Raw genomic sequence first — 26,250 nt, forward strand, 5'->3', positions numbered from 1 at the left:
AATGTTCAACTATCTCGATTTCGAAAAACCGGTTGCCGACCTCGAAGGCAAGATTCTCGAGCTCAAGAAGCTCTCAGAGAGTGGCGAGTCGGTGGATGTCGGAGATGAGATCACGCGGCTGGAGAAGCGATCCCAGGAAGCCCTGCGGGAAGCCTACAGGCAGTTGACGCCCTGGCAGAAAGTGCAGGTCGCGCGTCACCCCGACCGGCCGCATTGCCTGGATTATGTGCGGGGCCTGTTCACGGACTTCACCCCGCTTGCGGGTGACCGGGCGTTCGGCGAGGACAATGCGGTCATCGCCGGGTTCGCGCGGTTCCAGGGTGAGGCGGTTGCCTTGCTGGGGCTCGAGAAGGGCAACGACACGCAGACCCGCATCAAGCATAATTTCGGCAGTGCGCGCCCCGAAGGCTACCGCAAGGCGGTGCGCGTCATGGAAATGGCGGACCGTTTCGGCATCCCGGTAGTCAGCCTGGTCGATACGGCCGGCGCCTATCCGGGCATCGGCGCGGAGGAGCGCGGCCAGGCGGAAGCCATTGCGCGGTCGACCTCGGCCTGCCTGTCGCTGCGCTCGCCCAACATTTCGGTCATCATCGGCGAAGGCGGCTCCGGCGGAGCGATCGCGATCGCCGTGGCCAACCATGTCTATATGCTCGAGCACTCCATCTATTCGGTGATTTCGCCGGAAGGTGCGGCCTCCATTCTCTGGCGCGATACGACGCGCTCCAAGGATGCCGCGACCAACATGAAGATCACGGCGCAGGATCTTCTGGAGCTCAAGATCATCGACGGCGTGATCGCGGAGCCGCTGGGCGGTGCGCACCGTGGCACGGACGCGGTCATCAAGGCCACCGGCGAACAGATCGCCAAGGGGTTTGAGGACCTTTCCGGTGCGAATATGGACTATCGCGAGCACCGTCGCGAAAAGTTCCTTGCGATGGGCCGTACGCTCTAGCGGGCAATTGCACCACCGTTTTGCCACAAAATCGCCGCGTCTGTACTTTCAATGAAAGTGTCGCTGCATTGCTTTCGCCGGGTGCGAAAGGTAAATATTGCGGTAAGAATTTTTCAAGGTTAACCGATCAATGATCGGTATCGGGGCACAAGCAGTGTCGGGGACGGACGGCCCCGGCATTCAAACCAGAGTACGATCCGCGATCCAATGAAGACCAGTATCGCACGCGCCAGCCTCTTGATGATGGCAGCCCTTTTCATCGCGGGTTGCACCGAGGCCACATTCGAGGACATCGCGCCCAAGGCGGAAAAGAGGCTGCCGCCCGCGCTCGTGCAGTCCATGCGCGCCAAGGGCATGTCGACGACCTCGCCCATCATGGTGCGCATCTTCAAGGAAGAGGCGGTGCTGGAGGTCTGGAAGCAGAAGGACAACGGCCGCTACGACCTCGCCACCAGCTACGACATATGCAAGTGGTCCGGAAAGCTGGGGCCCAAGTTCACGGAAGGTGACAGGCAGGCGCCCGAGGGCTTCTACACGGTGCGCCCGCACCAGATGAACCCGCAGTCGAGCTATCACCTCTCGTTCAACATCGGCTTTCCGAATGCTTACGACCGGGCGCACGGCCGCACTGGCCAGCATCTGATGGTGCATGGCGCATGCTCTTCGGCGGGCTGCTACTCCATGACCGACGAACAGGTTGAGCAGATCTACGCTTTTGCCCGCGATGCATTCAAAGGCGGCCAGACCGACTTCCAGATACAGGCTTTCCCCTTCCGCATGACCGCCGCCAACATGGCGCGCTACCAGGACGACCCGAACTACGAGTTCTGGACCATGCTCAAGGAAGGCTACGACCACTTCGAGATCACCAAGGTCCCGCCGAAGGTCGATGTCTGCGGCAAGCGTTACGTGTTCAACCAGATCGCGCCGGCCGGCACCACATTCTCGCCGACCGCCGCCTGCCCGGCGACCACGCAGCCTGAATCGCTGTCTGTTGCCTACAAGAGCTATCAGTCCACTTACGATTCCGCCTTCTCCGCGGCTCTGGGCTCGCGCAAATCGTCGACGCCTGCGCCGACGATTGCCGGCGTCAAGGAGGCAGCGCTTGTCGCCGACTGGTCGCGTCGCCGCGCGCGTGGCGAGAAGGTGACCCGCCTGCCGCCGTCGCTGGAGCGGCCGCAGGTTCTGATGGCCGAAGAGCAGAAGGTACCTCAGAAGCTCGAGGCAACGGTTGCTGCCTTGCCGACGCCGGCTCCGGCCACCCAGCAGGCCGCTGCACCGGCGGTTGAGCCCGAGGGCAACGCGCAGTCCGAGACCGTTGCTGCCGGCGCGCAGGCCACGCAACCCGAGCGCGAGGGCAAGAGCCTGCGCCGCCGGCTGCTCGGCATGTTCGGCGGCTAATTGCTTCGCGACGCAGCCGAAACGTATGATCTCAGGGGTTTGAACTGCCCCCTGCCGGTACTGCGCGCAAAAAAGCGGCTGGCCAGCATGGCCCAGGGCGCACGGCTGTGGGTCGAGACCACCGACCCGCTCGCCATCATCGACATTCCAGCCTTCTGCACCGACAGCGGCCACAGGCTTGTCGCCACCGAGGATGCGCCCGGTGGCGGAAACCGCTTCCTGATCGAACGGGGCGGCTGAGCGCGGTCGCTCAGACCTTGTAGCCGGCGATGGCGAGCGGATTGTCCGCGAGAGCCGCTCGGTCCGGCGTGTCGATAGCCGGTTCGCCCGTGAAGGCGGTAAAAAGCCGCCTCACATAATCCTCCGGCAGGTCGAAGGCGATGATGACGATCCTGGTGCCACGCGGGCCTTCCGGCCAACCTGCAAGCCGCGCGGGCGGATGAAGCAGCGTCTGAACGCCGTGAATGACCAGCGGGCGGCCCGGGTCTTCCGCGAGCTCGATCACGCCCTTCATGCGCAGCAACTTGCTGCCCTGGGTCGAACGCAGCAGGTCGAGGAACATTTCGATCGTAGAAAACGAAACCGGCCTGTCGTGGACGAGTGACACCGTGGTTACACGATCGTCGTGATGATGGTGATGGCCGTGATCATGATGCTCATGGTCATGATCGTCATGATCATGATGGTCGTGCTGCCGTTCCTCACCTAGCCAGCGGCGGACATCGGCGATCTTGGAATTCGGATCGTAGAGCCCGCAATCCAGCAGGTCCGACGCTCTCATTGAGGAGACGCTGCCGTCAAGGATCGGTGCATTGGGGTTGAGCGCGCGCAACCGCGCGCGCAGCGTCCCGCTCTCGTCGGCGAGATCGGACTTCGTCAGCACGATCCGATCGGCCACTGCTATCTGCCGCACGGCCTGCTCGTGGGTGTCCAGCGTTGCCGCCGCATTGACGGCGTCAACCACGCAGACCACGCCGTCCAGCCGCAGCGCCTGGGCCAGCACAGGGTGTCCCATTACCGATTGCAGGACGGGCACAGGATCGGCCAGTCCGGTCGTTTCGATGACGATGCGTTTCAGCGGGGCGATGCGGCCGGTCTGCACCCGGTCGATCAGGTCAGCCAACGTGTCGACGAGTTCGCCGCGGACCGTGCAGCACAGGCAACCGTCAGATAGTTCGATGACTCCGTCGGAAGCCTGTTCCACAAGCATGTGGTCGATGGAGACCTCGCCGAATTCGTTGACGATGACAGCGGTGTTCTGTAGCGCCGGGTCTTTCAGCAGCCTGTTGAGCAGCGTGGTCTTGCCCGCCCCGAGGAAGCCGGTGAGGATCGTGACCGCGATCGGTTCGTGCATCACCTGTTCAGCCGCCTTCCGCCATCGCCGCTGGCGCATAATCCGGGCGCGGGGTAGGGATCGGCACGTCGGCATAGCGCGGTGCCTTCGATTCCGGGCCTGTCGCACCGCCAAGCGCCACGGCCACCGCTACGCGCTCGCGCGTCGGCTCCTTGATATAGGGAGAGGTGTACACGGGGTGCCCTTCGGGACCGCGCGCTTCGGTGACCGCCTTCCAGTGCGCCTCGGTGCAGATCACCGGACGCAGGTTCACAGCGCTCGGTGCCTCCTTGCCTGAAGGGCGTAGCTGGCCGAGATAGGGCGCGGTATCCCCCGGGGTCGCAAAGCCGCGCTCCAGCAGATTGGCAGCCTTGTCGGCGCGCGCCTCCACTGTCGGCTCGCCGATCACGACGGCCATCAGGCTGCGTCCGCCTCGGGTGGCGGTGGCGATCAGGTTGAAGCCGGAGGGGCAGGTGTAGCCCGTCTTCATGCCGTTGGCGCCGTCGAAGCGCATAATCAGGTCGTTGTGGTTCTCGAGCAGTTTGCCACCGGCTTGCAGGGCTTCCATGCTGAAATAATGCGCGTGCTGGGGAAACTCGTTGCGCAGGGCCATCGCCAGCACTGCGAGGTCGCGTGCGTTGGTCGTCTGCTCGTCGGCATGAAGTCCGTGGGGATTGACGAAACGTGTGCCGGACATGCCGAGGCGCTGCGCTTCGGCGTTCATGCGTGCCGCGAAGGCGCTGCGCGAACCCGCCACGCTTTCGGCGAGCGCCGTTGCGATGTCGTTGGCCGACTTGACCATCAATATCTTGATTGCATTGTCCACGGTCAGGACGGAGCCGGGCTTGTAGCCCATCTTGCTGGGCGGCTCCTTTGCGGCGCGCTCGGAGATGCGCACCGGCGAATCGAACGCGATCTCCCCAGCCTTCACGGCACGAAACGTCACCAGCACCGTCATCAACTTGGTCAGCGAAGCCGGATACCAGGGCGCAAACGCATCCTCCTGCTCCAGCACCTTGCCGGTGTTGAGGTCCACAAGAACTGCCGGGCCGGCCTGTGCCGCGCCTGCCGCGAACACGGTCGCCAATGCCAGCCCTATCGTCGGGAAAAAACGCCGCCGCATGATCAATCCAAAATCGCCTCTTGCCGAATTCGCCCGCTGGTCATTAAGGTTCCGCCGAGGTGGCGAGCGCCACCCATCATTTGCCGAAACAACAGGACCCGGACGTTCACCCCCTGCTATTTAGCCTATGTGACGCCAAGATGGCAAAGCCGTCGTGGTTTGATACCGGTTGGGGAACGAATACGGGGCAAGCATGAGGGGCTGAGCGGATGCCAATTCTCAATCGCGTCGCGGAGCTGCACGACGAAGTCACCGGATGGCGCCGCCACCTGCACACCATCCCGGAACTTCTCTACGATGTGCACCAGACGGCAGCCTTCGTCGAAGGCAAGCTGCGGGAGTTCGACTGCGACGAGGTCGTGCCCGGCCTGGGGCGGACCGGTGTTGTCGGCATCATCAAGGGAAACCTCGGCGACGGGCCGACGATCGGCCTGCGGGCCGACATGGACGCGCTGCCGCTCAATGAGATCACAGGCAAACCCTACGCCTCGCAGACGCCGGGCAAGATGCACGCCTGCGGCCATGACGGCCACACCGCCATGCTGCTGGGCGCGGCGAAATATCTCGCTGAGACCCGCAATTTCGCGGGCTCCGTCGCGGTGATCTTCCAGCCGGCCGAGGAAGGTGGCGCCGGCGGCAGGGCCATGGTGCAGGACGGGATGATGGAGCGCTTCGGCATCTCTCGCGTCTTCGGCATGCACAACATGCCCGGCCTGCCGGTCGGCCAGTTCGCGATCCGCCCGGGGCCGATCATGGCGGCGACGGCCGAGTTCACCATCACTGTGAAAGGGCGCGGCGGTCATGCAGCCATGCCGCACGGCACGGTCGATCCGATCGTGATCGCCAGCCAGATCGTGCAGGGCCTGCAGACGATCGCGGCGCGCTCGGTCGATCCGATCGATTCGATCGTTGTGTCCGTGACCAAGTTCCACGCGGGCGACGCCTACAACGTCATTCCCCAGGAGGCGCAGCTCGCCGGTACGATCCGTACGCTGCGCACGGAGGTGGGCGAGGCTTCCCGTGAGCGCATGCGCGCCATCTGCCAGGGCATAGCTGCCGCGCACGGCGCTACCGTCGATGTCGACATCGACGTGAACTACCCCGTCACCTTCAACAATGCCGAGGAAACCGAGTTTGCCTCGGGCATCGCCATTGAAGTGGCCGGCGCGCCGCAGGTGAATACCGACATCAACCCGGTGATGGGCGGCGAGGATTTCTCCTACATGCTGGAGGCCCGTCCCGGCGCCTTCATCTTTGCGGGCAATGGCGACACCGCCAACCTTCACAACCCCGCCTACGACTTCAACGACGAGCTGATCCCGCACGGAATTTCGTACTGGGTCCGCCTGACGGAAACCGCGCTCGGACGGGCCTGACAGGCCCGTTCGTCGGCCCCAAAACGGTTGGCGAAAGCCCGCGAAACGTCTATACCGCGCTCAGCGGTCCCGTAGCTCAGCAGGATAGAGCATCAGATTCCTAATCTGAGGGTCACAGGTTCGAATCCTGTCGGGATCACCAGCGCTCTCTTCCCGCAGAAAAAGTTTGCCGTGGCGCTTCAAGTGATTGGTGGCCACTACGTACCGCTTCGCATTCATCTCCAAAAGCTATGCGCGCGTGCAAAAGTGTATGCCCGAGGGATCGCCGATACGTTCGATTGCCTTCGCCCGGTAATGGTCTCCCTGCGGCATAGGCTCGCCATCACGGCGGGCTGACACGGTCGTTTCAATGCAAGTCAGCGCAATCCGGATGCCGTTCTGCGGTGGGGTCGATGCTGCTCGCGGTTTTTGCACAGGAGGCATTCATGGCAGATAGGGCGAAGGCTTGGCGCGGGCGCCTTTTGGGCGCGATCGCGGCCGGTCTTTTGGTTTCGACGGGAGCGGGCCCGTCCGTGGCATCTGGGGAGGCACCCGCTGCCGTGACCCGCAAATTCGAGAAGCATGAGGCTTTGTGGGCGAAGCTCGCGGCCAACCCCGAGGCGCGGCTGCCTGTCATCGTGCGTTTCGACATGCCCGCGCTGCCCGGTGCCGCCAGCTTCGCGAGCCCGGCTGCGGCGGACGAAGCCCATACAAAGGCAATCCGTGCCGCGCAGGACAGAATCCTCGCTGCCACTTTTCCGCAAGGAGCGCTGTCTTCCGCGGCAGCGGCAGAGAAGAATCTCAAACGCATGGACTTCTCGCCGATGTTCGGCATCCTCGCCAGCGCGGATGAGATCGCGCGCCTTGCCACCGATCCGAACGTGACTCTCATCCAGGAGGATCGCCTCAGCAAGCCGTCACTGAACGAGTCGCTGCCGCTGATCCAGATGCCGGCGATGTATGCGGCCGGCGCAACGGGCAACGGGCACCACGTGGCTGTGCTCGACACCGGCGGTCGGCGTAGCCATCAATTCCTTTCGAGCCGTATAAATTCCGAAGCCTGCTACAACACAACCGGGATTCAGGGCTCCGTCAGCCAGTGTCCGGGTGGCGCCAGTTCCTCGACCGCCACGGGATCGGGCGAGGACTGCACGGCGAGCAACATCTACGGCTGCGGACACGGCACGCACGTCGCCGGCACGGTCGCCGGTTACAATACCGCGCCTGCCTCGGGACAGCCGACAAGCGGTGTCGCTCGCGACGCGCGTCTGATCTCGATCAACGTGTTCTCCCGCTTTCCAGCGAACTCGAGCAGCCCTTGCGGTGCAATTCCCGGATACACCCATTGCGTCCTGACCTTCGATACGGACCAGATACGCGGGCTGGAGAGGGTCTATGCGCTGCGCAACACCTATAAAATTGCAGCCGTCAATATGAGCCTGGGAGGAGGGGAGGTTTCCGCGCACTGCGACAACGACGCGCGCAAGCCGATCATCGACCAGCTAAAGGCCGCCCGCATCGCAACGGTGATTGCGGCGGGCAATGACGGCTACGATTCCGCCGTCGGAGCGCCGGGCTGCATTTCCAGCGCGGTCACGGTGGGTTCGTCCACCAAGTGGGACTTCCGGTCCGACTTCTCCAACTGGGGCAATCTGATCGACGTGGTCGCACCGGGCTCGGACATCTATTCGTCCTACATCAACGGCAGCGCCAACAACTACTTCTCCTTCAGTTCGGGGACCTCAATGGCGTCGCCTCACGTTGCGGGTGCGTTCGCGGCGCTGCGCAACGCCTTCCCCAACGCCACTGTCGACCAGATCGAGAACGCGCTCAAATCGACCGGCGAGGGTATTTCCTCGGCCGGCGTGGTGAAGCCGCGTATCAACGTCAACGATGCGCGCATCGTGCTCGGCGGTGGAACGCCGCCACCACCTCCAACCGGGCCCGCAAACAACCACTTCGTTAACCGGATCACGGTGCCGCTCCCGGCTGTAGGCGGTACGCGGACGGTCACTGGCTCGAATGTCGGCGGAACTGCAGAGGGCGGCGAGCCGATCCATGCCGGCAAGCACAGTGCGCTCAACAGCGTGTGGTGGCGTTATACGCCGACTGCGTCGGGGCCCATCACCATCGATACGCTCGGCAGCAATTTCGACACCGTTCTCGCCGTCTACCGGGGGTCGTCTGTTGGCTCGCTGGCGGAAGTCGCTTCCAACGACGATGCCGATTACTACACGATCCAGTCGCAGGTCAGATTCAACGCCACTGCGGGCGTCGAATACCAGATCGCGGTCGCCGGCTACATGAACGAGGCTGGCAACATACGCCTCAGCGTGCATGGTGGTGTGGCGGCGGCACCGGCCAACGACAATTTCGTCGACAGGCAGAATGTAAATCCGCCTTCGCGCGCTGGCTCGCGTCGAACCGTTGCCGGTTCGACTGTGCTTGCGACCGCAGAGCGCTTCGAGCCCTACCACGCCGGCTGGAGAAACTCGCGCAACAGTGTCTGGTATCGTTTCACGCCACAGAGCACGGGCCGGGTGACGATCGATACCAGAGGCAGCGATTTCGATACGATCCTGGCGGTCTATTCCCGCAACAGCCTGCGTCACCTCACCGAGGTCGCATCAAACAACAACACCGTTGGCCTCGGGCGCCAGTCGCGGGTCAGCTTCCGGGCACTTGCTGGGCGCCAATACCAGATCGCGATCACCGGATACGCCAACCGAGGCGGGAATCTCAGACTTAACATCACCGGTGGGGAGCCAGTCAGGCGGTCGTCGGCGCTGGACAACACTGCGGCTGCCGACAGGGTCAATGGTCCGTCTGCTCCATCACAAGCTGTCGACGGGATATCCTCCAACGCTGCAGCGCAGTCCGTAAGCCCATCGGCTGCAACACTGCCGCTGTTGCAGCAGGGCAAGCCGTTTCGTCGGGCAGGCGATACGAATGACATCGCAACCGGTTTAAAGCCGGCGCCGACCAGCAGCGTCGACGGTGTAAAGCTTCTCAGCACGGTCGTGGCTTCAAACACTGATGGCGTGCTGCCGGGTGGTGGGGGCGAGAGCGTTGCGATGCTGGCCGTGACGAATGCCGGGAGCCGGGCGGCGAGGGTCACGGCGGAGCTGTCGTTCGTCTCGGCGGATGGTGTTTCAATTCCGGTTCCGGCAGGGCTGTCGATCTGCCGGACCGACGCAAGCAACGGAAGATGTGTCGGGGTCAAGGCGACGTCCGTGGTCTTTGATGCCGAACCGGATCGCGTGATCACATTTGCGGCGTTTGCCAGCAGTCGCGAGGACGTGAGCGCGCTTCAATCCGGCCACGGCGTTCTTCAGGTCCGGTTCCGGCAGGGTAATGACACCATTGGAACTGCCAGCCTGGAAATCGGCGGTACGCACGTAATCGGTTCGCTGTAACGCTCTCCAGCGGCAGGTCTGAAAGTCAAAAGCCCCGCGGCCGAAAGGCTGCGGGGCTGTTGCCTGAGCGACCCCCTCTCCGGGCGTCGCATTCATGGGTGACAGATTCATACCGCTGGGGCAAGCCAGCCCTTAAATGTCTGGGCGAAAAAGCTCCAGAAACAGAAAAACCCGCCGGGGGAGGAGGATCCGGCGGGTCAATCTGAAGCGCGGCAAGGGAGGAGGTTCGCCGCGCCAGGTTGTCGGCTTTCTGGGAGGAGGAAGATCGCCGACACCGGTGAGATAGAAATTGCCGTTCACGAATTCAATTGCAGAATCTGCATGGCTGCCTTGCGAGAACGGCTGCGCCGTTCCGCCGCACGTACAGAAGCGATACGCGCCTCGCGTGGTGCTGCTGGACAGCGCCTTCGCTGGGGTCCATGATCCTCTTGTCTCAGGAGAGGAGGCCCCGAATCATGGGCATTGAAAGTCTTATCGTCTTCATTCTTATCGGTGCGATTGCGGGCTGGCTGGCTGGCCAGTTGGTCAAGGGCTACGGGTTCGGACTGCTGGGCAATATCGTGGTCGGCATCGTCGGCGCGTTCATTGCCGGGTTCCTGTTCCCCGCGCTTGGCATCAGCCTGGGCAGCGGCGTCATCGCCGCCATCATCCACGCCACGATAGGCGCGGTGATCCTGCTGGTGCTCATCAGGCTCATCAAACAGGCCTAGGGCTCTGCGCCGGCGCTAACGGCGCCGGCTGCCCAGTATCGCGGCTGCGGCGACGGTCAGAGCCACCAGCCCCACCACTGCAACGGTCCGCGTCGGATTGGCGCGGATCGTTTCCTCGAAATCGTGAGCGCGCCGGCGGATGACGGGCAAAGCCTCCGATACGCGTTCCGCAAGTTCTGCATAAAGATCGCTGGCCTGGTCGCGCGTGTCGCGATAGGCGCTGCTGCCTTGTCGGGACGCAGCCTTTCCGAGAGCCGCGACTTCCTTGCGCAGCGCCCCGATTTCCTTATGGAGGTCGAGTGAGGACTGGTGTCTTGAGAAAAGCGCCATGCTGTAAACTCCATGCCTGAAAGGGTCAGCGCCAAGCCGCCGCTGCGAAGGCAGCGGCGGTGCTGTAGTGGCAACGGAATTGCGTGGCAATTGGTTCCGTCCGGACGGCGGGCACGACGTAGGCCGCGGCGCCCGCCATCGGAAGCGGCCGGTCAGTCCAGGCCTCTTGCGATGGTGCGCGTTCCGACGAGACCCTTCTGGTAGACGAAGACCCCCACGGCAATCACGAGACCGGCGATGTCGGTCGCCAGCCCGCCCTTGATCATCGCCAGGGCTCCTGCCAGCAGCAGCACACGCATGACTGCGTTGAGCGGACCGAAGAACCATGCCTGCACGGCTGCCGAAAGTAGGTAGACGCCAAAGCAGGCGGTTGCGAACACGTGCAGGATTTCGAGCCAAGAGCCCTGCATGAGCAGCGCCTGCGAATAGAAGAACATGAACGGCACCACGAAAGCGGCGAGGCCGAACTTGAAGGCTTCCACCGATGTTCGCATCGGATCGGATCCCGACAGTGCAGCCCCGGCATATGCTGCCAGCGCGACCGGCGGCGTGATCGCGGACATCACTGCGTAGTAGAACACGAAGAAATGCGCGGTCAGCACCGGTATGCCCAGCGAGATCAGGCCTGGCGCGACAACGGCGGCTGCGACCGCATAGGCCGCGGTCGTCGGCATGCCCATTCCGAGAATGATCGATATGCACATCGCAAAGAACAAGGCCAGCAACTGGTTCTGTTCCGCGATGCCGAGGAGCAGTGTCGAGAAGCGCGCGCCGACGCCCGTCAGTGCGATAACGCCGACGATGATGCCTGCGCAGGCGCACACGGCGACGAGCTGGATCGACATTTTGGCGGCAAGTTCGAAGGCGCCGAGGATGGCGCGCGGTCCCATGCGGTGCGGTGTCAGCCAGCTTACCACTGCGGCCGACACCATCGCCAGCGTGCCGGCCCGGATCACCGAGTAGCCCGCAAAGAGCGAATAGATCAGGATCACGATCGGGAAGAACAGATAGGCCTGCTTCAGGAGTTCCTTGAAGACAGGCAATTCCTTCTTCGGCAGGCCCTTCATGCCCAGCTTGGTCGCCTGCAGGTCGACCATGAAGTAGATGGAGGCGAAATAGAGGATCGACGGGATCAGTGCCGCGATCACGATCTCGGTGTAGGGTATGCCCGTCACTTCGGCCATGATGAAGGCGCCGGCACCCATGATTGGCGGCATGATCTGTCCACCCGACGAAGCGGCAGCCTCGATCGCGCCGGCGCTCTTGGCGGGGTAGCCGACGCGTTTCATCAACGGGATCGTCAGCGAGCCCGTGGAGACGACGTTGCCGGCCGACGTGCCGTTGATCATGCCCATCAGGCCTGATGCGAAGACCGCCACCTTGGCCGGGCCGCCACGTGCCCGACCCGCGGCGGCAAAGGCGAAGTTGACGAAATAGTCGCCGACCTTCGAAGCCTGCAGGAAGGCCGCAAAAGTGATGAACAGGATGATGTAGGTGGACGACACGGCGACGGGGTCCCCGAGGATGCCCTGGTCCGTGTAGATGTAGGTGAAGAAGCGCTCGGGCGTGTAGCCGCGATGCGCCAGGAAGCCCGGCAGGTAGGGACCTGCGAAGGAATAGAGAATGAACACGCAGGCGATGGCGACAAGCGCAAGGCCTGCGACGCGACGCGTCAGTTCGAGGATGAGCAGGGCGCCCACGAGGGCCGCATGGAAATCGGCGGGTTGTGCCAGCGCGGTACCCGCGCGCAGGCGGATCGCCTGGACGTTGAATAGGATGTACCCGGCGACCGTTACGGCCGCGATGGCCAGAAGAAGGTCCGACCAGTGTACACCGTCCCGGTCCTTGCGCGGGAAGAACCAGCTTCCGGCAATCGCCGCGATGGTGCCGACGATCAGCGGCACGCCGTAGGTGCCGAATACCATGGCAGGCGGGCGAACGAGCCCGGCTGTCCACCACGCAGCCCAGGCGAAGCCGACCATGGCCGCGCCGTAAAGCACGCCGGCAGCGGCGACCAGAGCGATCGCGGTTTCAAGCGGCTTGAGCTTCAGGAAACGCGTGCTGGCGTCGGTGCCGCCAACATTGCTCGAAGAAAACAGGATGAAGCCAATGAGCAGGCCGCCGGCGACATGGGTCACACGATAGGCCCAGGTCTCCAGCGGATAGAAGTTCATCACCCCGATGTGGAAAACCGTGTAGGCGATGCACAGCGCCATCAGCAGCCAGCCCAGGCGCGCGCCGGTGAAATCGCGCTGATTGGTGGCCAGCGCTTCCTCGTCGGCCCCGCTGGATACGATCCGCTCGACGGGTGCGGCGTCCGTCTTGATTTTTTCTTCTTCGGTCATGGCTGTCCTCCCTGGCGTGCGCGTGCGACTGCAGCGCCACTGCCGATCCTTGCCGTGAGCGGAGGCCGGCGCCGATCGGATTGATCGCCGCCGGCCAAATCGCCTCGCGCGATTACTGTCCCTTGAGCTCGTCCGGGATCGAGATGCCGGCTTCCTCGTAGTACCGCACCGCACCGGGGTGGTAAGGCAGGAAGCTGTTCTTGTCGGTATTGGCCGCGATGGTCTCGGCTGCCGTGGCGTGGATCGCCAGCATCCGGTCGTTGTTCTCCATCACCAGCTTGGTGATCTCGTAGGCCAGCGATTCCGGCATTTCCTGATGGGCCACGGCGAAGTTCCAGAGGCTGACGGTGCCCTGCGGGTCCGGGTAGCCTTCATAGAGGCCGCCGGGAATGTCGAAGGCGGAGAGTTCCGGGCGCGCTTCGAGGATCTTGGCCGCCTCGTCGCCGGTGAAGGCGAAGATGTTGACGGGGTTTTCCGCCGCGATCTGCGCGAAGGCCGCGATCGGCACGCCGGCTGCGAAGGCGAAGGCGTCGATCAGGCCGTCCTTGACCTGGCTGACGGCGTCGTTGGCGCCCGAATAGCTGATGTCGGCGGTGATGCCGTTGATTTCGAAGAAGCGCGGCCAGTAGGTCGCTGCCGTGCCACCTGCCGGGCCAACGGAGACGCGCTTGCCTTCAAGGTCCGCCAGCGACTCGATGCCGGACGACTTCAGCGCCACGGCCTGAAACGGTGTCTGATACATCGGGAACAGCGCGCGCAGGCTCTTGTGCTCCACGCCCGGTGCAAGCTCGCTCTCGCCGACCCAGGCCTCATAGGCCGGGCCCATGGTGACGAGGCCGATCTGGTGGTCGCCGGTCTCCACCAGCGTCGCGTTCTGCACCGGGCCGCCGGTGACCTCGCCAGAGGCGTTGACGCCGAGCGACTCGGTGATCAGGCCGGCAAGGCCGGTTCCGTAGATGAAGTAGGTGCCGCCCTGGCTGGCGGTGCCGATCGTCAGGCTGGTCGGCCAGCCCTCACGGTCCTGCGCAGAGGCGGGGACGGCAAGAAGCGTGGCGGCTGCCATCGCTGCGATGGTGAAATGGCGCATGGGTAATCCTCCCGGTTTGCGTAAGATGTCGGCCGCCCGGTCCGCAAGTTTCCTCCCGAAGCCTTGGCGGTTGCGCGCAGCACACGCAGACGCGGCACCGGCGCGCAACGGCCCGATGGCTGGCAACCGGGCATCGGAAGTGACTAATTTTTCCTAATGGGTGGATTTCGTAACATTGGGAGCCATTGGCGTGTGGTTTTCCACACAAGCGCGGGCTGGTCTCTTTTGCCTACACCTCGGTGGTTTCGCCGTCGCGGCCCAGCGCATAGCGCTGCATTTTTTCGTAGAGCGTCTTCCGGGAGATGCCCAGCTCTTCATAGACGGGCTTGAGGCTGCCGCCGTGCGCCTGCAACGCGCTGGCGATGACCGAGCGCTCGAAGCGCGCGACCCGGTCTGACAACTTCGCCGTTACATCGTCGGCGCTATCGGTCACACCTTCTATATCGAGCCCGAGTACATAGCGATCGGCTGCGTTGCGCAACTCCCGAACATTGCCGGGCCACTCGCGGCGCGCGATCTCGGCGAGCAGTCGCGGCGAGACCTCTCCCATATCGCGACGGTGGCGGCCGGCCGCCTCGCGGAGAAGCTGCAGGAAGAGGATCGGCACGTCCTCGCGCCGGTAAGACAATGGCGGCACGTTCAGGGTCACGACATTGAGGCGGTAGAGCAGGTCCGCGCGAAACCGCCCCTGCGTGACCTCATCCTCCAGCTTCACCTTGCTGGTGGCGATGAAACGCACGTCGAGTGGTATCTGCTCGTTGGAACCGAGACGCACGATGACGCGGTCCTGGATGACCCTCAGCAACCGTGCCTGCAGGTCGGGGGGCATGGAGCCTATCTCGTCAAGTAGCACCGTGCCGCCGCGTGCGTGCTCGAACTTGCCATATCGCGCCCGCAGGGCACCGGGAAAAGCACCGATCTCGTGGCCGAAGAGTTCGCTTTCGATGAGGTTCCCGGGAAGGGCGGCGCAATTGATGGCGACGAAGGGGCGGTTCGCTCGGCTGCTGATGTCGTGCACAGCGCGCGCGACGACCTCCTTGCCGACGCCCGTGTCGCCGACGATCAGCAGATCGGCGTCGGTGCCGCCTACGGCCCGGAGCCTGTAACGCAGCTCGATCATTGCAGCCGAGCGGCCGGGAAGCCGCGACTCGATGTCGTCGGGGTGGCCGGCCGCTGCGCGCAGCAGGCGATTCTCGAGTACCAGCATGCGCCGGTCGAGCGCACGCTTGGCGACATCGGCCAGGTGCTGCGCCGCGAAGGGCTTTTCGATGAAGTCATAAGCGCCTTCGCGCATCGCCCGAACGGCCAGTTGCACGTCGCCGTGTCCCGTCACCAGAATGACAGGCAGATCGGAATCGATGTCGCGAACCTTGGCCAGCAGGGTCATGCCATCCATGCCCGGCATACGGATGTCGGTGATGAGCATGCCATGAAAGCCGGGCGTCACATAGGTGAGCGCGCTTTCGGCATTCGAGAATTCGTGTACCGCGATGCCGGCAAGCTCCAGCGACTGGGCGGTCGAATGCCTGATCTCCTCCTCGTCGTCGACGAGGAGCACGGTGGGCGGCTTCATTCGGCCGCCTCGCTTATTGGCAGCTTGGCGGCGTCAAGCACGATCGACGCAAGCGTTCCGCCTTCGGGATGGCGCTCGACGGTGAGGCTGCCGCCGAAATCCTTGACGATGTTGTAGGAAATTGAAAGCCCGAGCCCGAGACCCTTGCCGACGCCCTTGGTGGAGAAGAATGGATCGAAGATGCGTTCGGCGATGGCCGCGGGAACGCCGGGACCGCGGTCGCGAATCGTGATCGTCACGCGGCCGCCGGCAGTGGTCGCGGCCAGGTCGATGCGCCTGTCCGGCAATCCTTCGATCGCGTCGGCCGCGTTGGACAGGATGTTGACCAGAACCTGCTGGAGCCGCACCGACCCCGCCTTGACGACCGGCGGTTGCGCGCCGAGATCGACAACGATCTCGGCGTCGGCTGCATTCAGCCGCCAGGCGACGATTTCAAGCGTGTCCCTGACAACGTCGTCGAGCGAAACGGGCCGCAGCTTCTGGTTCGGCTTGCGGGCGAAATTGCGCAAGTGCCTGCTGATCGCCGCCATGCGGTCCGTCAGTTTGGAGATGCGGGCAACGGCATCTCCGGCCTCGCCGGCACGGCCGCGCTCCAGAAGGATCGCCGCATTGTCGGCATAGGTGCGAACGGCGGCCAGCGGCTGATTGAACTCGTGCGACAGCGCCGCCGACATCTGTCCGAGGGCAGCCAGCTTGCCGGCCTGGACGAGATCCGACTGTGTCTTGCGGAGCGCGCGTTCGGTAGCGCGGCGCTCGGCGACTTCTTCCTCGAGCCGGTTGTTGACGGCGGCGAGATCGGCGGTGCGTTCCTCGACTCGCCGTTCGAGTTGCTCCTGCGCCTCTCGCTGGACCTGAAGGCGCTCGGCCAGCCGCGCCCGGCGCTGCAGCCAGGCGGCGAGGCCCGTTGCTCCAAGTCCCAGCAGAAGCACCATTGCGGCAACGACCGTCAAAGCTTGCGCGCGCGCGGAGGCGGTGTCCAGCAACACACTCACCGTCCAGTCGGCCTGCGGCATGCTTTCGCCGACGACGAGGTATTCTCGCATGCCCTCCTCGTTCGAGATCGTCAGCAAGTTGTGGCCGCGCGGCGTGCCGCCTTCGCTTACCGGCAATTCGGTGAGGTTCGCGTTGGCGTAGCGGCGTGTGGCCGCCGTGCGGGCGAGGCGTTCCTCGGTCAGCGGCAGGATGGCCGAAAACAGCCAGTCTCTCCGCCCGGTCATGAAGATGATGCCCTCGGGGTCGGTGACGATGATCTCGTATTCGTCGCCGCGCCACGAGCTTTCAATCGAGTCTATGTCGACCTTGAAAACCACGACACCGCCGATGCTGCCGTCGATGCGAATCGGCGCGCCAAAATAGTATCCACGCTTCAGGGATGTCGTTCCGAGCGCGAAAAAGCGCCCTTCGCCGCCGGCTATGGCGTCGAAGAAATAGGGGCGATAGCTGAAGTTCTCGCCAACGAAGGTGGGAGTCTGGTCATAGTTGGAGGCGGCGATCGTGAGGCCGTCCGGCAGCATGACGTAGATGTCGGAGGATTCGAGCAGCCCATTGACCGATTTGAGATAGCTGTTCATCGCGTCAACGGCGGCCCGATCGCCGGGATTGCTGACGAGATTCTTTACGTCCTGATGATCGGCTATGAGTTCGGGCAGCTTTTCATATCGCGCGAGCTGGCCCCGCAGCGCCGTAACTGCGAGGCCGAGCGTGTTTTCGCCACGTATTGCCGCCTGGTCGAGGTAGTACGCGGTCATCAGGCGCGAGCCGAAATAGGCGACGAGCACGCACAACAGAGCGGCAGCCACGCCCAGGATAATAGAATGTCGCCGCCAAAGCCTGTTCATGCGTCGTCGCCGGTTCTCGCTCTCATGCCGACTATAGCGCGGCGCGAAGCTCCGAGTCGAACGGATGCAGGACCGCTATTTCTTCAGCACGTCCGCCCATTCCGGATGACGGCGGAACTGCGCGGCCGCGAAGGGGCACAAGGGAATGATTGTCTTGCCGGCGGCCCGCGCGTCCTCGACCGCCCGAGTAACGAGCCGCGCGCCGACACCTTGGCCCCGGAACGCGTCCGGCACCTCGGTATGGTCGATGATAAGCTGATGATCGCCGACCTTGGTGAAGGTCATTTCCGCTTCGACCCCATCCGGTCCCCTGACGACATAGCGGCCCTTGGCGCCGTTGTCCTCAAGTTCGATCCTGTTTTCATCGGTCATGTAAATGCTCCTTTTGCCGGCGCTGTGGACAGGAATGCCTCGGCGCCCAGAATTTCCGGCTGGCGTATCTCGTGGCCGCCTTCATGCCACAGCAGTTCCACATCCGCCCCCAGCTTTCGCAGGTCGGCTTCCAGTTTCTGCGTCAGCGCCGGTGGGCAGATCGGATCGCGCTGCCCGGCGGTCATCAACACCTGGGTGCCGTCGAGCGTGCTGTCCACCTGCGGCTCGAAGGGTATCAGCGGGTGCATCAGCACAGCCTTGTCAAACAGGCCCGGCGCGGCAAACAGAATCGAAGCGAGAATGTTGGCGCCGTTGGAGTAGCCGAGACCGAAAACCGCCGAGGGCTTCTTCTCGTCCACGTGGGTGCGAACGAACTCGACCATCTTCCGCGTTGCGCGCCCAAGATCGTCCATGTCGTAGACGCCTTCGCCGGTGCGACGGAAGTAACGGGCTGCGCCATGTTCGGAAACGTCGCCGCGCGGTGCGACGACGGTTGCCTCAGGCATCAGATCGCGACCAAGGCCGAGGAACTGGTTTTCGTCGGCCCCGGTTCCGTGGAACACGAAGAGCAGGGGGCCGCCGGGTTCTCCCCCGGCGGTCTTGTGGATATACGCGTCGCTCGTCATCGCCTCAGTCCTCGATCGGCTGGAGATGGCTTTCCAGATAGGGCCTCAGGTGCTCGTGCTGCGACGGCAATTTCAGAGCCTCGCCGAGATGTTTCGTGTCCTCGTCGCGGTCGAAGCCGGGTTCGTTGGTGGCGACCTCGAAAAGCACCCCGCCCGGCGTGCGGAAATAGATCGCCCAGAAATAATCGCGGTCGATCACCGGCGTCACCTGGTAGCCGGTTTCCATCAGCGCCTTACGGACTTCAAGTTGCTTTGCGCGGTTCTCGACCGCGAAGGCGACGTGATGGACCGAACCCGCACCCTGCCTTGCATGGCCAAGGACAGGCAGGGATTCGACATCGATCACATCGGCGCCGTTGCTGTCGCCCTTGACCGCGAAGCGGCGCACCGGGCCTGCCTTGTCGATCTCCTCATAGTTCATGAACTTGAGGAGTTCGGCTGTCGCACCGCCGTCCTGCAGTCGCATGGACACCGAGTGGAACCCACGGATCGCCTCGTCGCTGCCGACGCCGCCGTTGGTCCATGGTGCGCGACTGTCGTCACGTGTCTCGACGAGCGCGAAACCGTCGCCATCCGGTCCTTCGAAGGTCAGGCGCTGCTCGCCGAACAGCTCGGAACGCTTCAACCCGGTCACGCCCTCGCTGACAAGACGCTGCTCCCAGAAAGCAAGCGTGCCTTCTGGTACGGAAAACGCGGTGACGCCGACCTCACCCGTCCCCGGACGACCGCGGGCCGCATCCGGGAAAGGAAAGTAGGTCATGACAGAACCGGGGGTGCCGAACTCATCGGCATAATAGAGATGGTAGACATCCGGCGCGTCGAAGTTGACGGTCTTCTTTACCCGGCGAAGGCCGAGCTTGTGGGTGAAGAAGTCGTTGTTCTCTTTGGCGTCGCGCGCCAGAGAGGTCACATGGTGAAGTCCCTTGATCTGGTCGAGCATGGTCGGGCTCCCTTCTATCCGCCGCAAGAACGCGGCGCTTGACGCCATATGTCGTACTAAAAGGCCCGGAGGGAAGACTGCGGCGGCGCGATGGACCGTGCTGTATTATCGAACAATGATGCTTTCATCGTTCACTGATTTGCCGCAAGCAAAGAAAAGGCCCGCGCTTCAAGCGCGGGCCTTCATCAATTTCCGATCGGAAATGTTACTGGACCGTCAGAAGCTGGTCGTCACGGTTCTCGGCAAACGAGCCTTCGTCATAAGCGGCCTGTGCCTCGAGCTGCTCCTGGGTGAACGTCGTGTACAGGTAGTACTCGCCGTCTGCATCCGTCAGGAACGCCAGATTGTCCATGCTGACTGCAACTTCCTTTTCGCCGATGCCGAGGAAACCGCCGACGTCGATGATAACAGCTTCTACCTGCCCATCATCCGACAGGATGATATCGCCGATCTCGCCAATATTCTCGTCGTTGGCGCCATAAACGGTGGTTCCGACAAAGTCATCGGCGCTGATGTCACCGACCTGCACCTCATTGAGCGACGAGCGATCGATCGCGGACGTCTGGGTTTCATCCGTCTCGGTCATCGTGTCGTCGGCAGGAGCCGCAGCCGTTTCCTCACCGGCGGGCGCAGCTTCCTCGCTGGCAGCCATGTCATCAGCAGGTGCTGCTTCCTCGGTTGCGGCCATGTCGTCGGCCGGAGCTGCTTCTTCCGTCGCAGCCATGTCGTCCTCGGCGGGAGCCGGAGCGGCAGCCATGTCATCAGCCGGAGCGGCCGTGTCATCGGTCATGCCGGCTTCATCTTCGGCCACAGGTGCAGCAGCGAGATCTTCGGCCGTGGCGGGCTGGGTGTTGCCAACTTCGGCATCAGCCGGCTGCATCTCATAGGCCGCCAGGTCAAACTCCTGCTGAGCCTCGAGAGCCTCGCGGGTCGTCTCGACGACGATGTATTCCTCGCCGTCCATCTCGGTCCACTCGACGAGATCGTACTGCAGAGCGACCTGCTTCTCGCCAATGCCGAGGAAGCCGCCTACACCGACGACGATAGCCTGGATATTGCCCTCGCTGTCGAGGACGAGATCCTTGACCTCGCCGATATTCTCGGCGCCCTCGCCGCTGCCATTATAAACAGTCTCGCCGATCAGGTTCGACGCGAGATGTCCCTCGGCATGTTTCACCTGGGGCTGCGGCGCAGCTTCCATTGGAGCGTCCGCGGACGGAGCGGTGGTCTGCGCAACGGCAGCGCCGGTTGCGATAAGCGTTGCGATGGCAGTTGTCGCCAAAAGGTTCCGGATCATGTTAAACTCTCCTTGTGCATGTTCCTTTGCACGGTCGCGTCCGGAACCAAACTTTCGCAGGGGAGGTCCGGACGTGACCTTCACAACCCGACAACGTGGCCACCGCCGATCTGGTTCCGACTCGAAAAAAATCAGCCGTTCGCTCAGCCGTACTGGAACGATACGCAATGTCAGCGCATTAAGCTTGGCTAAGGCGCCCCGCCAACAGCCCGATTTTCCTGCAAATCAAGTCTGGAGACCTGCAAACGATGCGCTTCCAGATAATCCTCAACCGTGAAGGCGGAACGCTGCGCACACTCGACCTTGCAGTGTTCACCGCACGCCTGCGCGAAACGGTGCAGGAGGCGGGCCATCAGGTGATGGTAGCCGTCGTCGCGGGCAAGGAAATCGAGCACGCGCTTGACGAGGCACTTGCCGGGGACTGCGACGTCGTCATGGTTGGCGGAGGCGATGGCACGGTGTCCTGTGCCGCCGGCAAGCTGATGGGCAGCGACAAGGCGCTTGCGATACTTCCAGCCGGCACCATGAACCTTTTTGCCAGAAGCCTGGGCATCCCGCTCGAGCTCGAAGCGGCGGCTGACGCGCTCTGCGGCGGAGAATTTCGTGACGTGGATGTTGCGAGCGCCAACGGCAAGCCGTTCATTCACCAGTTTTCGGTCGGGCTTCATGCCAAGCTTATTCGCCTGAGGGAGAAGGAAGTCTTCCGTTCCCGGCTAGGAAAGATCAGGGCGTCCATACGCGCCGGTTTTGGAGCCTTCTTCCGGCCGCCCCGGATGAGGATCGGGCTCACGCTCGATGACGGCGAGGAGAGGATGCTGGCAACCGCCGGCATCGGCATAACCAATAATGTCTTCGGAGAAGGCCATCTGCCTTATGCAGATGTGCCGGATGGCGGTGTACTTGGGGTCTACGTCACGCGGTCACGCACCCGCGGGGACATGATATTGCTGGCCCTCAATATGCTGCTCGGCCGATGGAAGACGAACGATCAGGTCGAGATGCTGACGGCGCAGGAAGTAAGGCTTCGCCTGCTCGCTCGGCACGAACGATTTGGAAGCGCCATGGATGGCGAGCTCTGCGAGCTTGAGAAGGAGACGACCGTTCGCTGCCATCCAGGTGTGCTGAAGGTGCTTGTTCCCGCAGAGCCAGTATAAGATACGCTACCCTGCGGGCTGCGTGCCCTCTGCGGCAGGCTGTTCTGCGGGCACCCCGCCGACGGGATCTTCCGGATCGATTGAACTTCCGAAGATACCCACGCCCCACCAAACCAGCATGGCAAGGGCGAGAGCGCAGACAAGCACGACGAGCACCTGCCATCCACTGCGCCCCTGACGGGCCTTGTTTTTGTCCACGGTCTTGGTCATTTGGAAGCTCCGATGTCAGAAAGGTTTTCTCCGACACCAATGCGGCCACGGCACCCAGGTTCCCGGCAGGGCCGTCGATAAAACTCAATCCGGAGAATTGTCTGCGCCGTCTGTCGGCGGCATATTCTCGCGCATCACCGCCCAAGCAAGAGCCGCCACCGCAGGCACCACGAGAGCGAGCCCCGCTTTGCGGCTTGCGAGCAGCGTGGGAAGCATCGCAAAGGCAGCCGCTCCAGCGAGCGCTCTTGCCTCGCTTTTGCGGCGCCTTGCGGCGCGGCGCTCACGAGCCCTGGCGGTTATGGAACTGATGCCCACCAACAGGAGCGCGACGACTATAAAGCCGCCGGCAAATGCCAACGCGGCTTCGACCGCCCCGATCTCTCGCGCGGCGGCAATGAAGCCCGCAACGACAAGGAAGCTCACGCCGCAAAGGCACAAAAGCCCTGCGGCCAAGTACACAATTGCTTTGCGGCGTGCGCGTGCGACCGCTTCCGATGCTTCACCGGAAACGATCGACGCGATCAATGATGCAAGCGCCCCCACGTGTCAGCGACGCGAAAGAAGTGCGAGGAAATAGCCGACACCCACCGCGATCGCGAGGGAGCTAATTGGCTTTTCCCGAACGGCGTCCGACACCTGCCTTTCCATGTCGCTGGCATTGGCGCGAATGTTCTCCATCGCGGCCTCGCCCTTGACGCGGAGCTGTTCGGCGCCCTCGGTTGCCGCGCGTTTCGCTGCGGAGTAGGAGTGCTGGCCGGTAGCTGACAATTGTGCGCTCAGGCGAGCCACATCTTCGCGCAGCCGCGCAATCTCGGCTTCAAGGTCTTCCGGCTTTGCCTTAGCGCCGTTGCCGCCTCTGGTAACTTTGCCGGTGGGTGCCGTTGCCATATCGTTACTCCCTTTCGTGTTGCCGGGGACAACGCTCGACCATAGCGCAGGTTCCCGAAGTGGGTGAAGCATCGTCATAGAAATTCGATCAAATAAACGGTCGCGAGCCCTCGTTCGACGGGTCCCATCCGGACAGTTCGGCCAGTTGGTCGGCGTCGAGAACCTCGCAGCCGCCATCGCGCCAACGAACAAGCTTTCGATCAATCAGCTTGCGGATGGTTTTGTTGGTGTGGACGAGTGAAAGGCCGAGCGTGTCGGCAAAGTGTTGCTGGGTTATCGGTAGCGTTGCGGTACCGTTGAACATGCCCACGGCACGAGCTCTGCTCGTCAGAAAGGCGATCAGGTATGCCAGCCGCTCCAGTGCCGAACGCCGGCCGACGCTCAGCAGGTTTTCGTCCAGCATGCATTCCTCGCGAGAGGCCAGCCACGTCACGTCGTAGGCCAGCTCGGGATGCTCGCGGTAAAGCGACATCAGCTCGCCGCGTTCGAAGACGCACAGCGTCATCGGTGACAAAGCTTCCACGGAGTGCTGGATTTCGTCCATGAGGGTGCCCTGGAGGCCGATCAGATCACCCGGCAAAACGTAATTGACGATCTGCCGACGCCCATCCGACATAAGCTTGTAACGGAAACCCCAACCTATCAGCACCGTATAGAGATGCGGGTTGCGTGTTCCTTCCGCAAGAACCGTCGCGCCTTTGTCGACGAAGAGTTCGCCTCGCTTGAAACGAGAGACGAAATCCAGCTCTTTGGGCTTGAATTTGCGGAACACATCGCGGCTGGCGAGAGGACATTTCTCGCACGGATATTTTCGCTCCGAGCGCAGCTTGCCCTGTTCTTTCATGGTGATCCCCCACCGTAGAAGGCCTTGCCCAACGTCATGTTTGAAACGATCAAACGCGCCACTGTGGGCAAGGTTGCCGCTGTGTCTTTTTTAAATGACAGAATGCGTGCAATCGGCCACATATCGCCTTTCAAGGAGACCCGATATTTTGCAGGATATTCGCTTGGACGGCATGCACGTCCTCGTCATGGAGGATGAATTCCTCATCGCCATGGATGTGGAACAGCTATGCCGGGAACATGGTGCGGCTGAAGTTACAATCGTTCGCCAGATCGAGGATCTTGGCGACGACCCCTTCGCTGGCCAGGCGTTTCATGTCGCCGTTCTGGATCTGATGCTGGGCGGCAATTCCACGACGGAATTCGCAAACTCCCTTTCCCAACGCGGCATACCATTCGTTTTCGCGACCGGACATACAGATGTCCAGGAGCGTTTTGGTATCGTTTCCGACATCGAGGTGGTCGCCAAACCTTACGGCGGCACTGATCTCATCGCCGCGCTCGGTCGTGCGATCGAGCGCGGCCGTGATCGTTCAAGCGGCGTTTGATCCCATAACCTGAGCCGAAATGGCATCGGGTCCGAAATCGGCCTCGCCGCTCACGTTGAGGATTTCCTGAAGCCTGCTGCGCGCCCGGCTCACCCGGCTCTTGATAGTGCCAACGGCGCAGTCGCAGATTTCGGCTGCCTCTTCATAAGAAAAGCCGGACGCGCCGATCAGGATGATCGCTTCGCGCTGGTCTTCAGGCAATGTCTCGAGAGCCGTGCGGAAATCGTCCAGGTCCATGGAGCCCTGCTGGGCCGGATGGACAGCCAGACGTGCTGTGATGACGCCATCGCTGTCCTGCACCTCGCGGCCGCGCTTGCGCATCTGCGAATAGAATTCGTTGCGCAGAATGGTGAAGACCCAGGCCTTGAGATTGGTGCCGGGCTGGAAGGATGCCTGCTTGTCCCAGGCCTTTACCAGCGTTTCCTGTACGAGATCGTCGGCCTTGTCCGCATTTTGCGAGAGTGACATGGCGAACGCTCGAAGGCTTGGAATGGCGCTCAGCAGATCCTGTTTGAAGGTCGATGCTGCGTCGGCCATGATCATTGTCCCTCGCCGGCTGGCGTGGCGCCGGAATTTTCACTCTCCTCGAGCTGCTTGAGAAGGTTCGCAAACCTGTCCGGCACCTCGTCGGAAACCAGATCGTCATAATATTGCTTGAGTTTGCGGCCGATTTCCGAATTCGGCCCAAGCGTTTCGGAGCTGCGCCCCGGCTTCTTCTGGCCGCCCGTCGCGGCCGCTATATTTGGCTTCATGCTTATGTCTCTAGCCCCCGGTCTGTCGACTTACTCAACCTCAGGTCTTCTACCGCTCGCACGGGCCTGCGAACGCTTATGGTGGGCTTCAACGTGCGTGTTTGAATATCGTTCCGCAAATGTTGGAACTTTTTTGGATGTACCGCGTTTTCGACTTTCTGAACGCCGGCCGGCTTCCGTCCTCCGGCTTTCAACTAACGTCACTGAGGGAGACGCCATATCATGAGTTTGTCCGCAAGGATCGCGCCGCACCTTCCCTATTTGCGGCGCTTTTCCCGCGCCGTAACGGGTTCGCAGAACAGCGGCGATGCACTGGTCGCAGCAACGCTAGAAGCGATCATCACCGACGTCAGCGTTTTTCCGAAACTGTCGAGCGACAGGATTTCGCTGTATCGGGTTTTCACCGCCCTTTTCACCTCCGTGAGCATTCGCGTACCGGAAGCTGATGATTCGGCCGGCTGGGAAAGTCGTGCTGCCGCAAATCTGTCCGCCCTTGCGCCAATGCCGCGCCAGGCGTTCCTGCTCGTGGCCGTCGAGGGCTTTTCGGAAGCCGAAGCCGCGGAGATCCTCGACGTCGAGGAGGATCGTTTCGCGGAGCTGATCGCAGAGGCCAGCGACGAGATTTCGCGGCAGGTCGCGACCGACGTGCTCATTATCGAAGATGAGCCGCTCATCGCCATGGACATTGAAGAGATGGTTGAAAGCCTCGGGCATCGCGTGGTCGGCACCGCGCGCACGCACAAGGAGGCCGTGGCGCTGTTTTCGACCAAAAGGCCAAAGATGGTGCTGGCGGACATCCAGCTTGCCGATGGCTCCTCAGGCATCGATGCCGTCAACGAAATCCTCGCCGGTACGCCGGTTCCGGTCATTTTCATCACCGCTTTTCCGGAGCGGCTTCTCACCGGCGAGCGACCGGAGCCTGCGTTCCTCGTGACCAAGCCGTTCAATCCGGACATGGTCAAGGCGCTTATCAGCCAGGCGCTGTTCTTCGACCGGCAGGCGAAGGCTGCTGCCTGACGTCAGCTTATGCCATTCGATCATTAATTAGGGCCGCCTGTCCGGCGGCCTTCTCTTTGTCGCTCTTTCTGCCGGAAACCTTGCGCTTACGGGAACAAAACGCAGAAGGCAGCGTTTTTGAAATACAAGTTCAAGGAGAC

The 26,250-nt window shown here is 62.7% G+C and carries 26 protein-coding genes and 1 tRNA gene; 10 read left to right on the forward strand and 17 right to left on the reverse strand.

Annotated features, from left to right (window positions below; all coding sequences use genetic code 11):
- Position 1: 1 nt before the first annotated feature.
- The 3 genes from V1479_RS15610 (at position 2) to V1479_RS15620 (ending at position 2,593) form a co-directional block, all read left to right on the forward strand.
- Positions 2-952, forward strand: a complete 951-nt coding sequence (locus tag V1479_RS15610) for an acetyl-CoA carboxylase carboxyltransferase subunit alpha (protein WP_368803726.1) — start codon at positions 2-4, stop codon at positions 950-952.
- A gap of 207 nt (positions 953-1,159) precedes the next feature.
- Positions 1,160-2,353, forward strand: coding sequence for a L,D-transpeptidase family protein (locus V1479_RS15615; RefSeq protein ID WP_368803727.1), 1,194 nt, complete (start codon positions 1,160-1,162; stop codon positions 2,351-2,353).
- Positions 2,354-2,593, forward strand: coding sequence for a sulfurtransferase TusA family protein (locus tag V1479_RS15620; protein ID WP_368803728.1), 240 nt, complete (start codon positions 2,354-2,356; stop codon positions 2,591-2,593).
- Between the two features lie 10 nt (positions 2,594-2,603).
- On the opposite strand, the gene V1479_RS15625 is transcribed toward V1479_RS15620, so the two are convergent.
- Positions 2,604-3,707 carry a CobW family GTP-binding protein gene (locus tag V1479_RS15625; RefSeq protein WP_438620576.1) on the reverse strand — a complete coding sequence of 368 codons (1,104 nt, stop codon included), beginning with the start codon at positions 3,705-3,707 and terminating at the stop codon, positions 2,604-2,606.
- A 7-nt stretch (positions 3,708-3,714) separates the two neighbouring features.
- Entirely contained in the window at positions 3,715-4,809 is a 1,095-nt protein-coding gene (locus V1479_RS15630; protein WP_173189304.1) for a D-alanyl-D-alanine carboxypeptidase family protein, read from the reverse strand.
- Positions 4,810-5,018: 209 nt separating this feature from the next.
- Here V1479_RS15630 and V1479_RS15635 point away from each other — a divergent pair, with 209 nt between their 5' ends.
- The 4 genes from V1479_RS15635 to V1479_RS15650 all read left to right on the forward strand — a co-directional run bounded on the left by V1479_RS15635 (position 5,019) and on the right by V1479_RS15650 (position 10,290).
- A complete protein-coding gene (locus V1479_RS15635; RefSeq protein ID WP_173189306.1) occupies positions 5,019-6,185 on the forward strand; it encodes a M20 aminoacylase family protein in 1,167 nt (388 codons plus the stop codon).
- 65 nt (positions 6,186-6,250) lie between these two features.
- Positions 6,251-6,327 (forward strand) — tRNA-Arg (locus tag V1479_RS15640).
- A gap of 397 nt (positions 6,328-6,724) precedes the next feature.
- A complete protein-coding gene (locus tag V1479_RS15645; RefSeq protein ID WP_368803731.1) occupies positions 6,725-9,580 on the forward strand; it encodes a S8 family peptidase in 2,856 nt (951 codons plus the stop codon).
- Between the two features lie 455 nt (positions 9,581-10,035).
- A complete protein-coding gene (locus V1479_RS15650; protein WP_173189313.1) occupies positions 10,036-10,290 on the forward strand; it encodes a GlsB/YeaQ/YmgE family stress response membrane protein in 255 nt (84 codons plus the stop codon).
- Between the two features lie 15 nt (positions 10,291-10,305).
- On the opposite strand, the gene V1479_RS15655 is transcribed toward V1479_RS15650, so the two are convergent.
- The 9 genes from V1479_RS15655 to V1479_RS15695 form a co-directional block, all read right to left on the reverse strand.
- Positions 10,306-10,620 carry a hypothetical protein gene (locus V1479_RS15655; RefSeq protein ID WP_368803732.1) on the reverse strand — a complete coding sequence of 105 codons (315 nt, stop codon included), beginning with the start codon at positions 10,618-10,620 and terminating at the stop codon, positions 10,306-10,308.
- A gap of 152 nt (positions 10,621-10,772) precedes the next feature.
- The gene (locus V1479_RS15660) at positions 10,773-12,965 is read right to left on the reverse strand and encodes a TRAP transporter permease (RefSeq protein WP_368803734.1); all 2,193 of its coding nucleotides are present in this window, start codon (positions 12,963-12,965) and stop codon (positions 10,773-10,775) included.
- Between the two features lie 112 nt (positions 12,966-13,077).
- Positions 13,078-14,052 carry a TAXI family TRAP transporter solute-binding subunit gene (locus V1479_RS15665; protein ID WP_368803735.1) on the reverse strand — a complete coding sequence of 325 codons (975 nt, stop codon included), beginning with the start codon at positions 14,050-14,052 and terminating at the stop codon, positions 13,078-13,080.
- Between the two features lie 229 nt (positions 14,053-14,281).
- Positions 14,282-15,625, reverse strand: a complete 1,344-nt coding sequence (locus tag V1479_RS15670) for a sigma-54-dependent transcriptional regulator (protein ID WP_368803736.1) — start codon at positions 15,623-15,625, stop codon at positions 14,282-14,284.
- Positions 15,622-17,463: a sensor histidine kinase gene (locus V1479_RS15675; RefSeq protein WP_368803737.1), complete on the reverse strand. Its 1,842-nt coding sequence runs from the start codon at positions 17,461-17,463 to the stop codon at positions 15,622-15,624. The genes V1479_RS15670 and V1479_RS15675 overlap by 4 nt, the downstream gene beginning before the upstream one ends.
- Before the next feature lie 75 nt (positions 17,464-17,538).
- Positions 17,539-17,835 carry a GNAT family N-acetyltransferase gene (locus tag V1479_RS15680; RefSeq protein WP_368803738.1) on the reverse strand — a complete coding sequence of 99 codons (297 nt, stop codon included), beginning with the start codon at positions 17,833-17,835 and terminating at the stop codon, positions 17,539-17,541.
- Positions 17,832-18,461, reverse strand: a complete 630-nt coding sequence (locus tag V1479_RS15685; protein ID WP_368803739.1) for an alpha/beta hydrolase — start codon at positions 18,459-18,461, stop codon at positions 17,832-17,834. The genes V1479_RS15680 and V1479_RS15685 overlap by 4 nt, the downstream gene beginning before the upstream one ends.
- 4 nt (positions 18,462-18,465) lie before the next feature.
- Positions 18,466-19,401 carry a VOC family protein gene (locus tag V1479_RS15690; protein WP_368803740.1) on the reverse strand — a complete coding sequence of 312 codons (936 nt, stop codon included), beginning with the start codon at positions 19,399-19,401 and terminating at the stop codon, positions 18,466-18,468.
- A 205-nt stretch (positions 19,402-19,606) separates the two neighbouring features.
- Positions 19,607-20,698 (reverse strand): PRC-barrel domain-containing protein, encoded by a 1,092-nt coding sequence (locus V1479_RS15695; protein WP_368803741.1) that lies wholly within the window; start codon positions 20,696-20,698, stop codon positions 19,607-19,609.
- Positions 20,699-20,946: 248 nt separating this feature from the next.
- Here V1479_RS15695 and V1479_RS15700 point away from each other — a divergent pair, with 248 nt between their 5' ends.
- Complete coding sequence (locus V1479_RS15700) at positions 20,947-21,852, forward strand: diacylglycerol/lipid kinase family protein (RefSeq protein WP_368803742.1); 906 nt, start codon at positions 20,947-20,949, stop codon at positions 21,850-21,852.
- Positions 21,853-21,858: 6 nt separating this feature from the next.
- Here V1479_RS15700 and V1479_RS15705 read toward each other — a convergent pair whose 3' ends face one another.
- The 4 genes from V1479_RS15705 to V1479_RS15720 form a co-directional block, all read right to left on the reverse strand.
- Positions 21,859-22,062, reverse strand: a complete 204-nt coding sequence (locus V1479_RS15705) for a hypothetical protein (protein ID WP_368803743.1) — start codon at positions 22,060-22,062, stop codon at positions 21,859-21,861.
- Between the two features lie 84 nt (positions 22,063-22,146).
- Entirely contained in the window at positions 22,147-22,485 is a 339-nt protein-coding gene (locus tag V1479_RS15710) for a hypothetical protein (RefSeq protein ID WP_368803744.1), read from the reverse strand.
- Between the two features lie 123 nt (positions 22,486-22,608).
- Entirely contained in the window at positions 22,609-22,950 is a 342-nt protein-coding gene (locus V1479_RS15715) for an ElaB/YgaM/YqjD family protein (RefSeq protein WP_368803745.1), read from the reverse strand.
- An 88-nt stretch (positions 22,951-23,038) separates the two neighbouring features.
- A complete protein-coding gene (locus V1479_RS15720) occupies positions 23,039-23,794 on the reverse strand; it encodes a Crp/Fnr family transcriptional regulator (RefSeq protein WP_368803746.1) in 756 nt (251 codons plus the stop codon).
- Positions 23,795-23,900: 106 nt separating this feature from the next.
- On the opposite strand from V1479_RS15720, the gene V1479_RS15725 reads away from it, so the two are divergent.
- On the forward strand, positions 23,901-24,341 hold the full coding sequence (locus V1479_RS15725; RefSeq protein WP_368803747.1) for a response regulator: 441 nt from the start codon (positions 23,901-23,903) through the stop codon (positions 24,339-24,341).
- Here the strand turns inward: V1479_RS15725 and V1479_RS15730 are convergent.
- Both V1479_RS15730 and V1479_RS15735 read right to left on the reverse strand, forming a co-directional pair.
- Positions 24,327-24,878 carry a sigma-70 family RNA polymerase sigma factor gene (locus tag V1479_RS15730; RefSeq protein WP_173189331.1) on the reverse strand — a complete coding sequence of 184 codons (552 nt, stop codon included), beginning with the start codon at positions 24,876-24,878 and terminating at the stop codon, positions 24,327-24,329. The genes V1479_RS15725 and V1479_RS15730 overlap by 15 nt on opposite strands.
- A 2-nt stretch (positions 24,879-24,880) precedes the next feature.
- Positions 24,881-25,093 (reverse strand): NepR family anti-sigma factor, encoded by a 213-nt coding sequence (locus tag V1479_RS15735; protein ID WP_368803748.1) that lies wholly within the window; start codon positions 25,091-25,093, stop codon positions 24,881-24,883.
- Between the two features lie 222 nt (positions 25,094-25,315).
- Between V1479_RS15735 and V1479_RS15740 the strand changes: the two genes are divergently transcribed.
- Entirely contained in the window at positions 25,316-26,110 is a 795-nt protein-coding gene (locus tag V1479_RS15740; protein ID WP_173189333.1) for a response regulator, read from the forward strand.
- Positions 26,111-26,250: the final 140 nt, after the last annotated feature.

This window comes from Neoaquamicrobium sediminum, from assembly GCF_040970315.1.
GTDB lineage: Bacteria > Pseudomonadota > Alphaproteobacteria > Rhizobiales > Rhizobiaceae > Aerobium > Aerobium sediminum.

Excerpts from the sequence above, each read along its gene's own strand:
- V1479_RS15610 (WP_368803726.1), top strand. The coding sequence starts at position 2 with ATGTTCAACTATCTCGATTTCGAAAAACCGGTTGCCGACCTCGAAGGC.
- V1479_RS15615 (WP_368803727.1), top strand. The coding sequence starts at position 1,160 with ATGAAGACCAGTATCGCACGCGCCAGCCTCTTGATGATGGCAGCCCTT.
- V1479_RS15625 (WP_438620576.1), bottom strand. The coding sequence starts at position 3,707 with ATGCACGAACCGATCGCGGTCACGATCCTCACCGGCTTCCTCGGGGCG.
- V1479_RS15630 (WP_173189304.1), bottom strand. The coding sequence starts at position 4,809 with ATGCGGCGGCGTTTTTTCCCGACGATAGGGCTGGCATTGGCGACCGTG.
- V1479_RS15635 (WP_173189306.1), top strand. The coding sequence starts at position 5,019 with ATGCCAATTCTCAATCGCGTCGCGGAGCTGCACGACGAAGTCACCGGA.
- V1479_RS15650 (WP_173189313.1), top strand. The coding sequence starts at position 10,036 with ATGGGCATTGAAAGTCTTATCGTCTTCATTCTTATCGGTGCGATTGCG.
- V1479_RS15655 (WP_368803732.1), bottom strand. The coding sequence starts at position 10,620 with ATGGCGCTTTTCTCAAGACACCAGTCCTCACTCGACCTCCATAAGGAA.
- V1479_RS15660 (WP_368803734.1), bottom strand. The coding sequence starts at position 12,965 with ATGACCGAAGAAGAAAAAATCAAGACGGACGCCGCACCCGTCGAGCGG.
- V1479_RS15665 (WP_368803735.1), bottom strand. The coding sequence starts at position 14,052 with ATGCGCCATTTCACCATCGCAGCGATGGCAGCCGCCACGCTTCTTGCC.
- V1479_RS15670 (WP_368803736.1), bottom strand. The coding sequence starts at position 15,625 with ATGAAGCCGCCCACCGTGCTCCTCGTCGACGACGAGGAGGAGATCAGG.
- V1479_RS15675 (WP_368803737.1), bottom strand. The coding sequence starts at position 17,463 with ATGAACAGGCTTTGGCGGCGACATTCTATTATCCTGGGCGTGGCTGCC.
- V1479_RS15680 (WP_368803738.1), bottom strand. The coding sequence starts at position 17,835 with ATGACCGATGAAAACAGGATCGAACTTGAGGACAACGGCGCCAAGGGC.
- V1479_RS15685 (WP_368803739.1), bottom strand. The coding sequence starts at position 18,461 with ATGACGAGCGACGCGTATATCCACAAGACCGCCGGGGGAGAACCCGGC.
- V1479_RS15690 (WP_368803740.1), bottom strand. The coding sequence starts at position 19,401 with ATGCTCGACCAGATCAAGGGACTTCACCATGTGACCTCTCTGGCGCGC.
- V1479_RS15695 (WP_368803741.1), bottom strand. The coding sequence starts at position 20,698 with ATGATCCGGAACCTTTTGGCGACAACTGCCATCGCAACGCTTATCGCA.
- V1479_RS15700 (WP_368803742.1), top strand. The coding sequence starts at position 20,947 with ATGCGCTTCCAGATAATCCTCAACCGTGAAGGCGGAACGCTGCGCACA.
- V1479_RS15705 (WP_368803743.1), bottom strand. The coding sequence starts at position 22,062 with ATGACCAAGACCGTGGACAAAAACAAGGCCCGTCAGGGGCGCAGTGGA.
- V1479_RS15715 (WP_368803745.1), bottom strand. The coding sequence starts at position 22,950 with ATGGCAACGGCACCCACCGGCAAAGTTACCAGAGGCGGCAACGGCGCT.
- V1479_RS15720 (WP_368803746.1), bottom strand. The coding sequence starts at position 23,794 with ATGAAAGAACAGGGCAAGCTGCGCTCGGAGCGAAAATATCCGTGCGAG.
- V1479_RS15730 (WP_173189331.1), bottom strand. The coding sequence starts at position 24,878 with ATGGCCGACGCAGCATCGACCTTCAAACAGGATCTGCTGAGCGCCATT.
- V1479_RS15735 (WP_368803748.1), bottom strand. The coding sequence starts at position 25,093 with ATGAAGCCAAATATAGCGGCCGCGACGGGCGGCCAGAAGAAGCCGGGG.
- V1479_RS15740 (WP_173189333.1), top strand. The coding sequence starts at position 25,316 with ATGAGTTTGTCCGCAAGGATCGCGCCGCACCTTCCCTATTTGCGGCGC.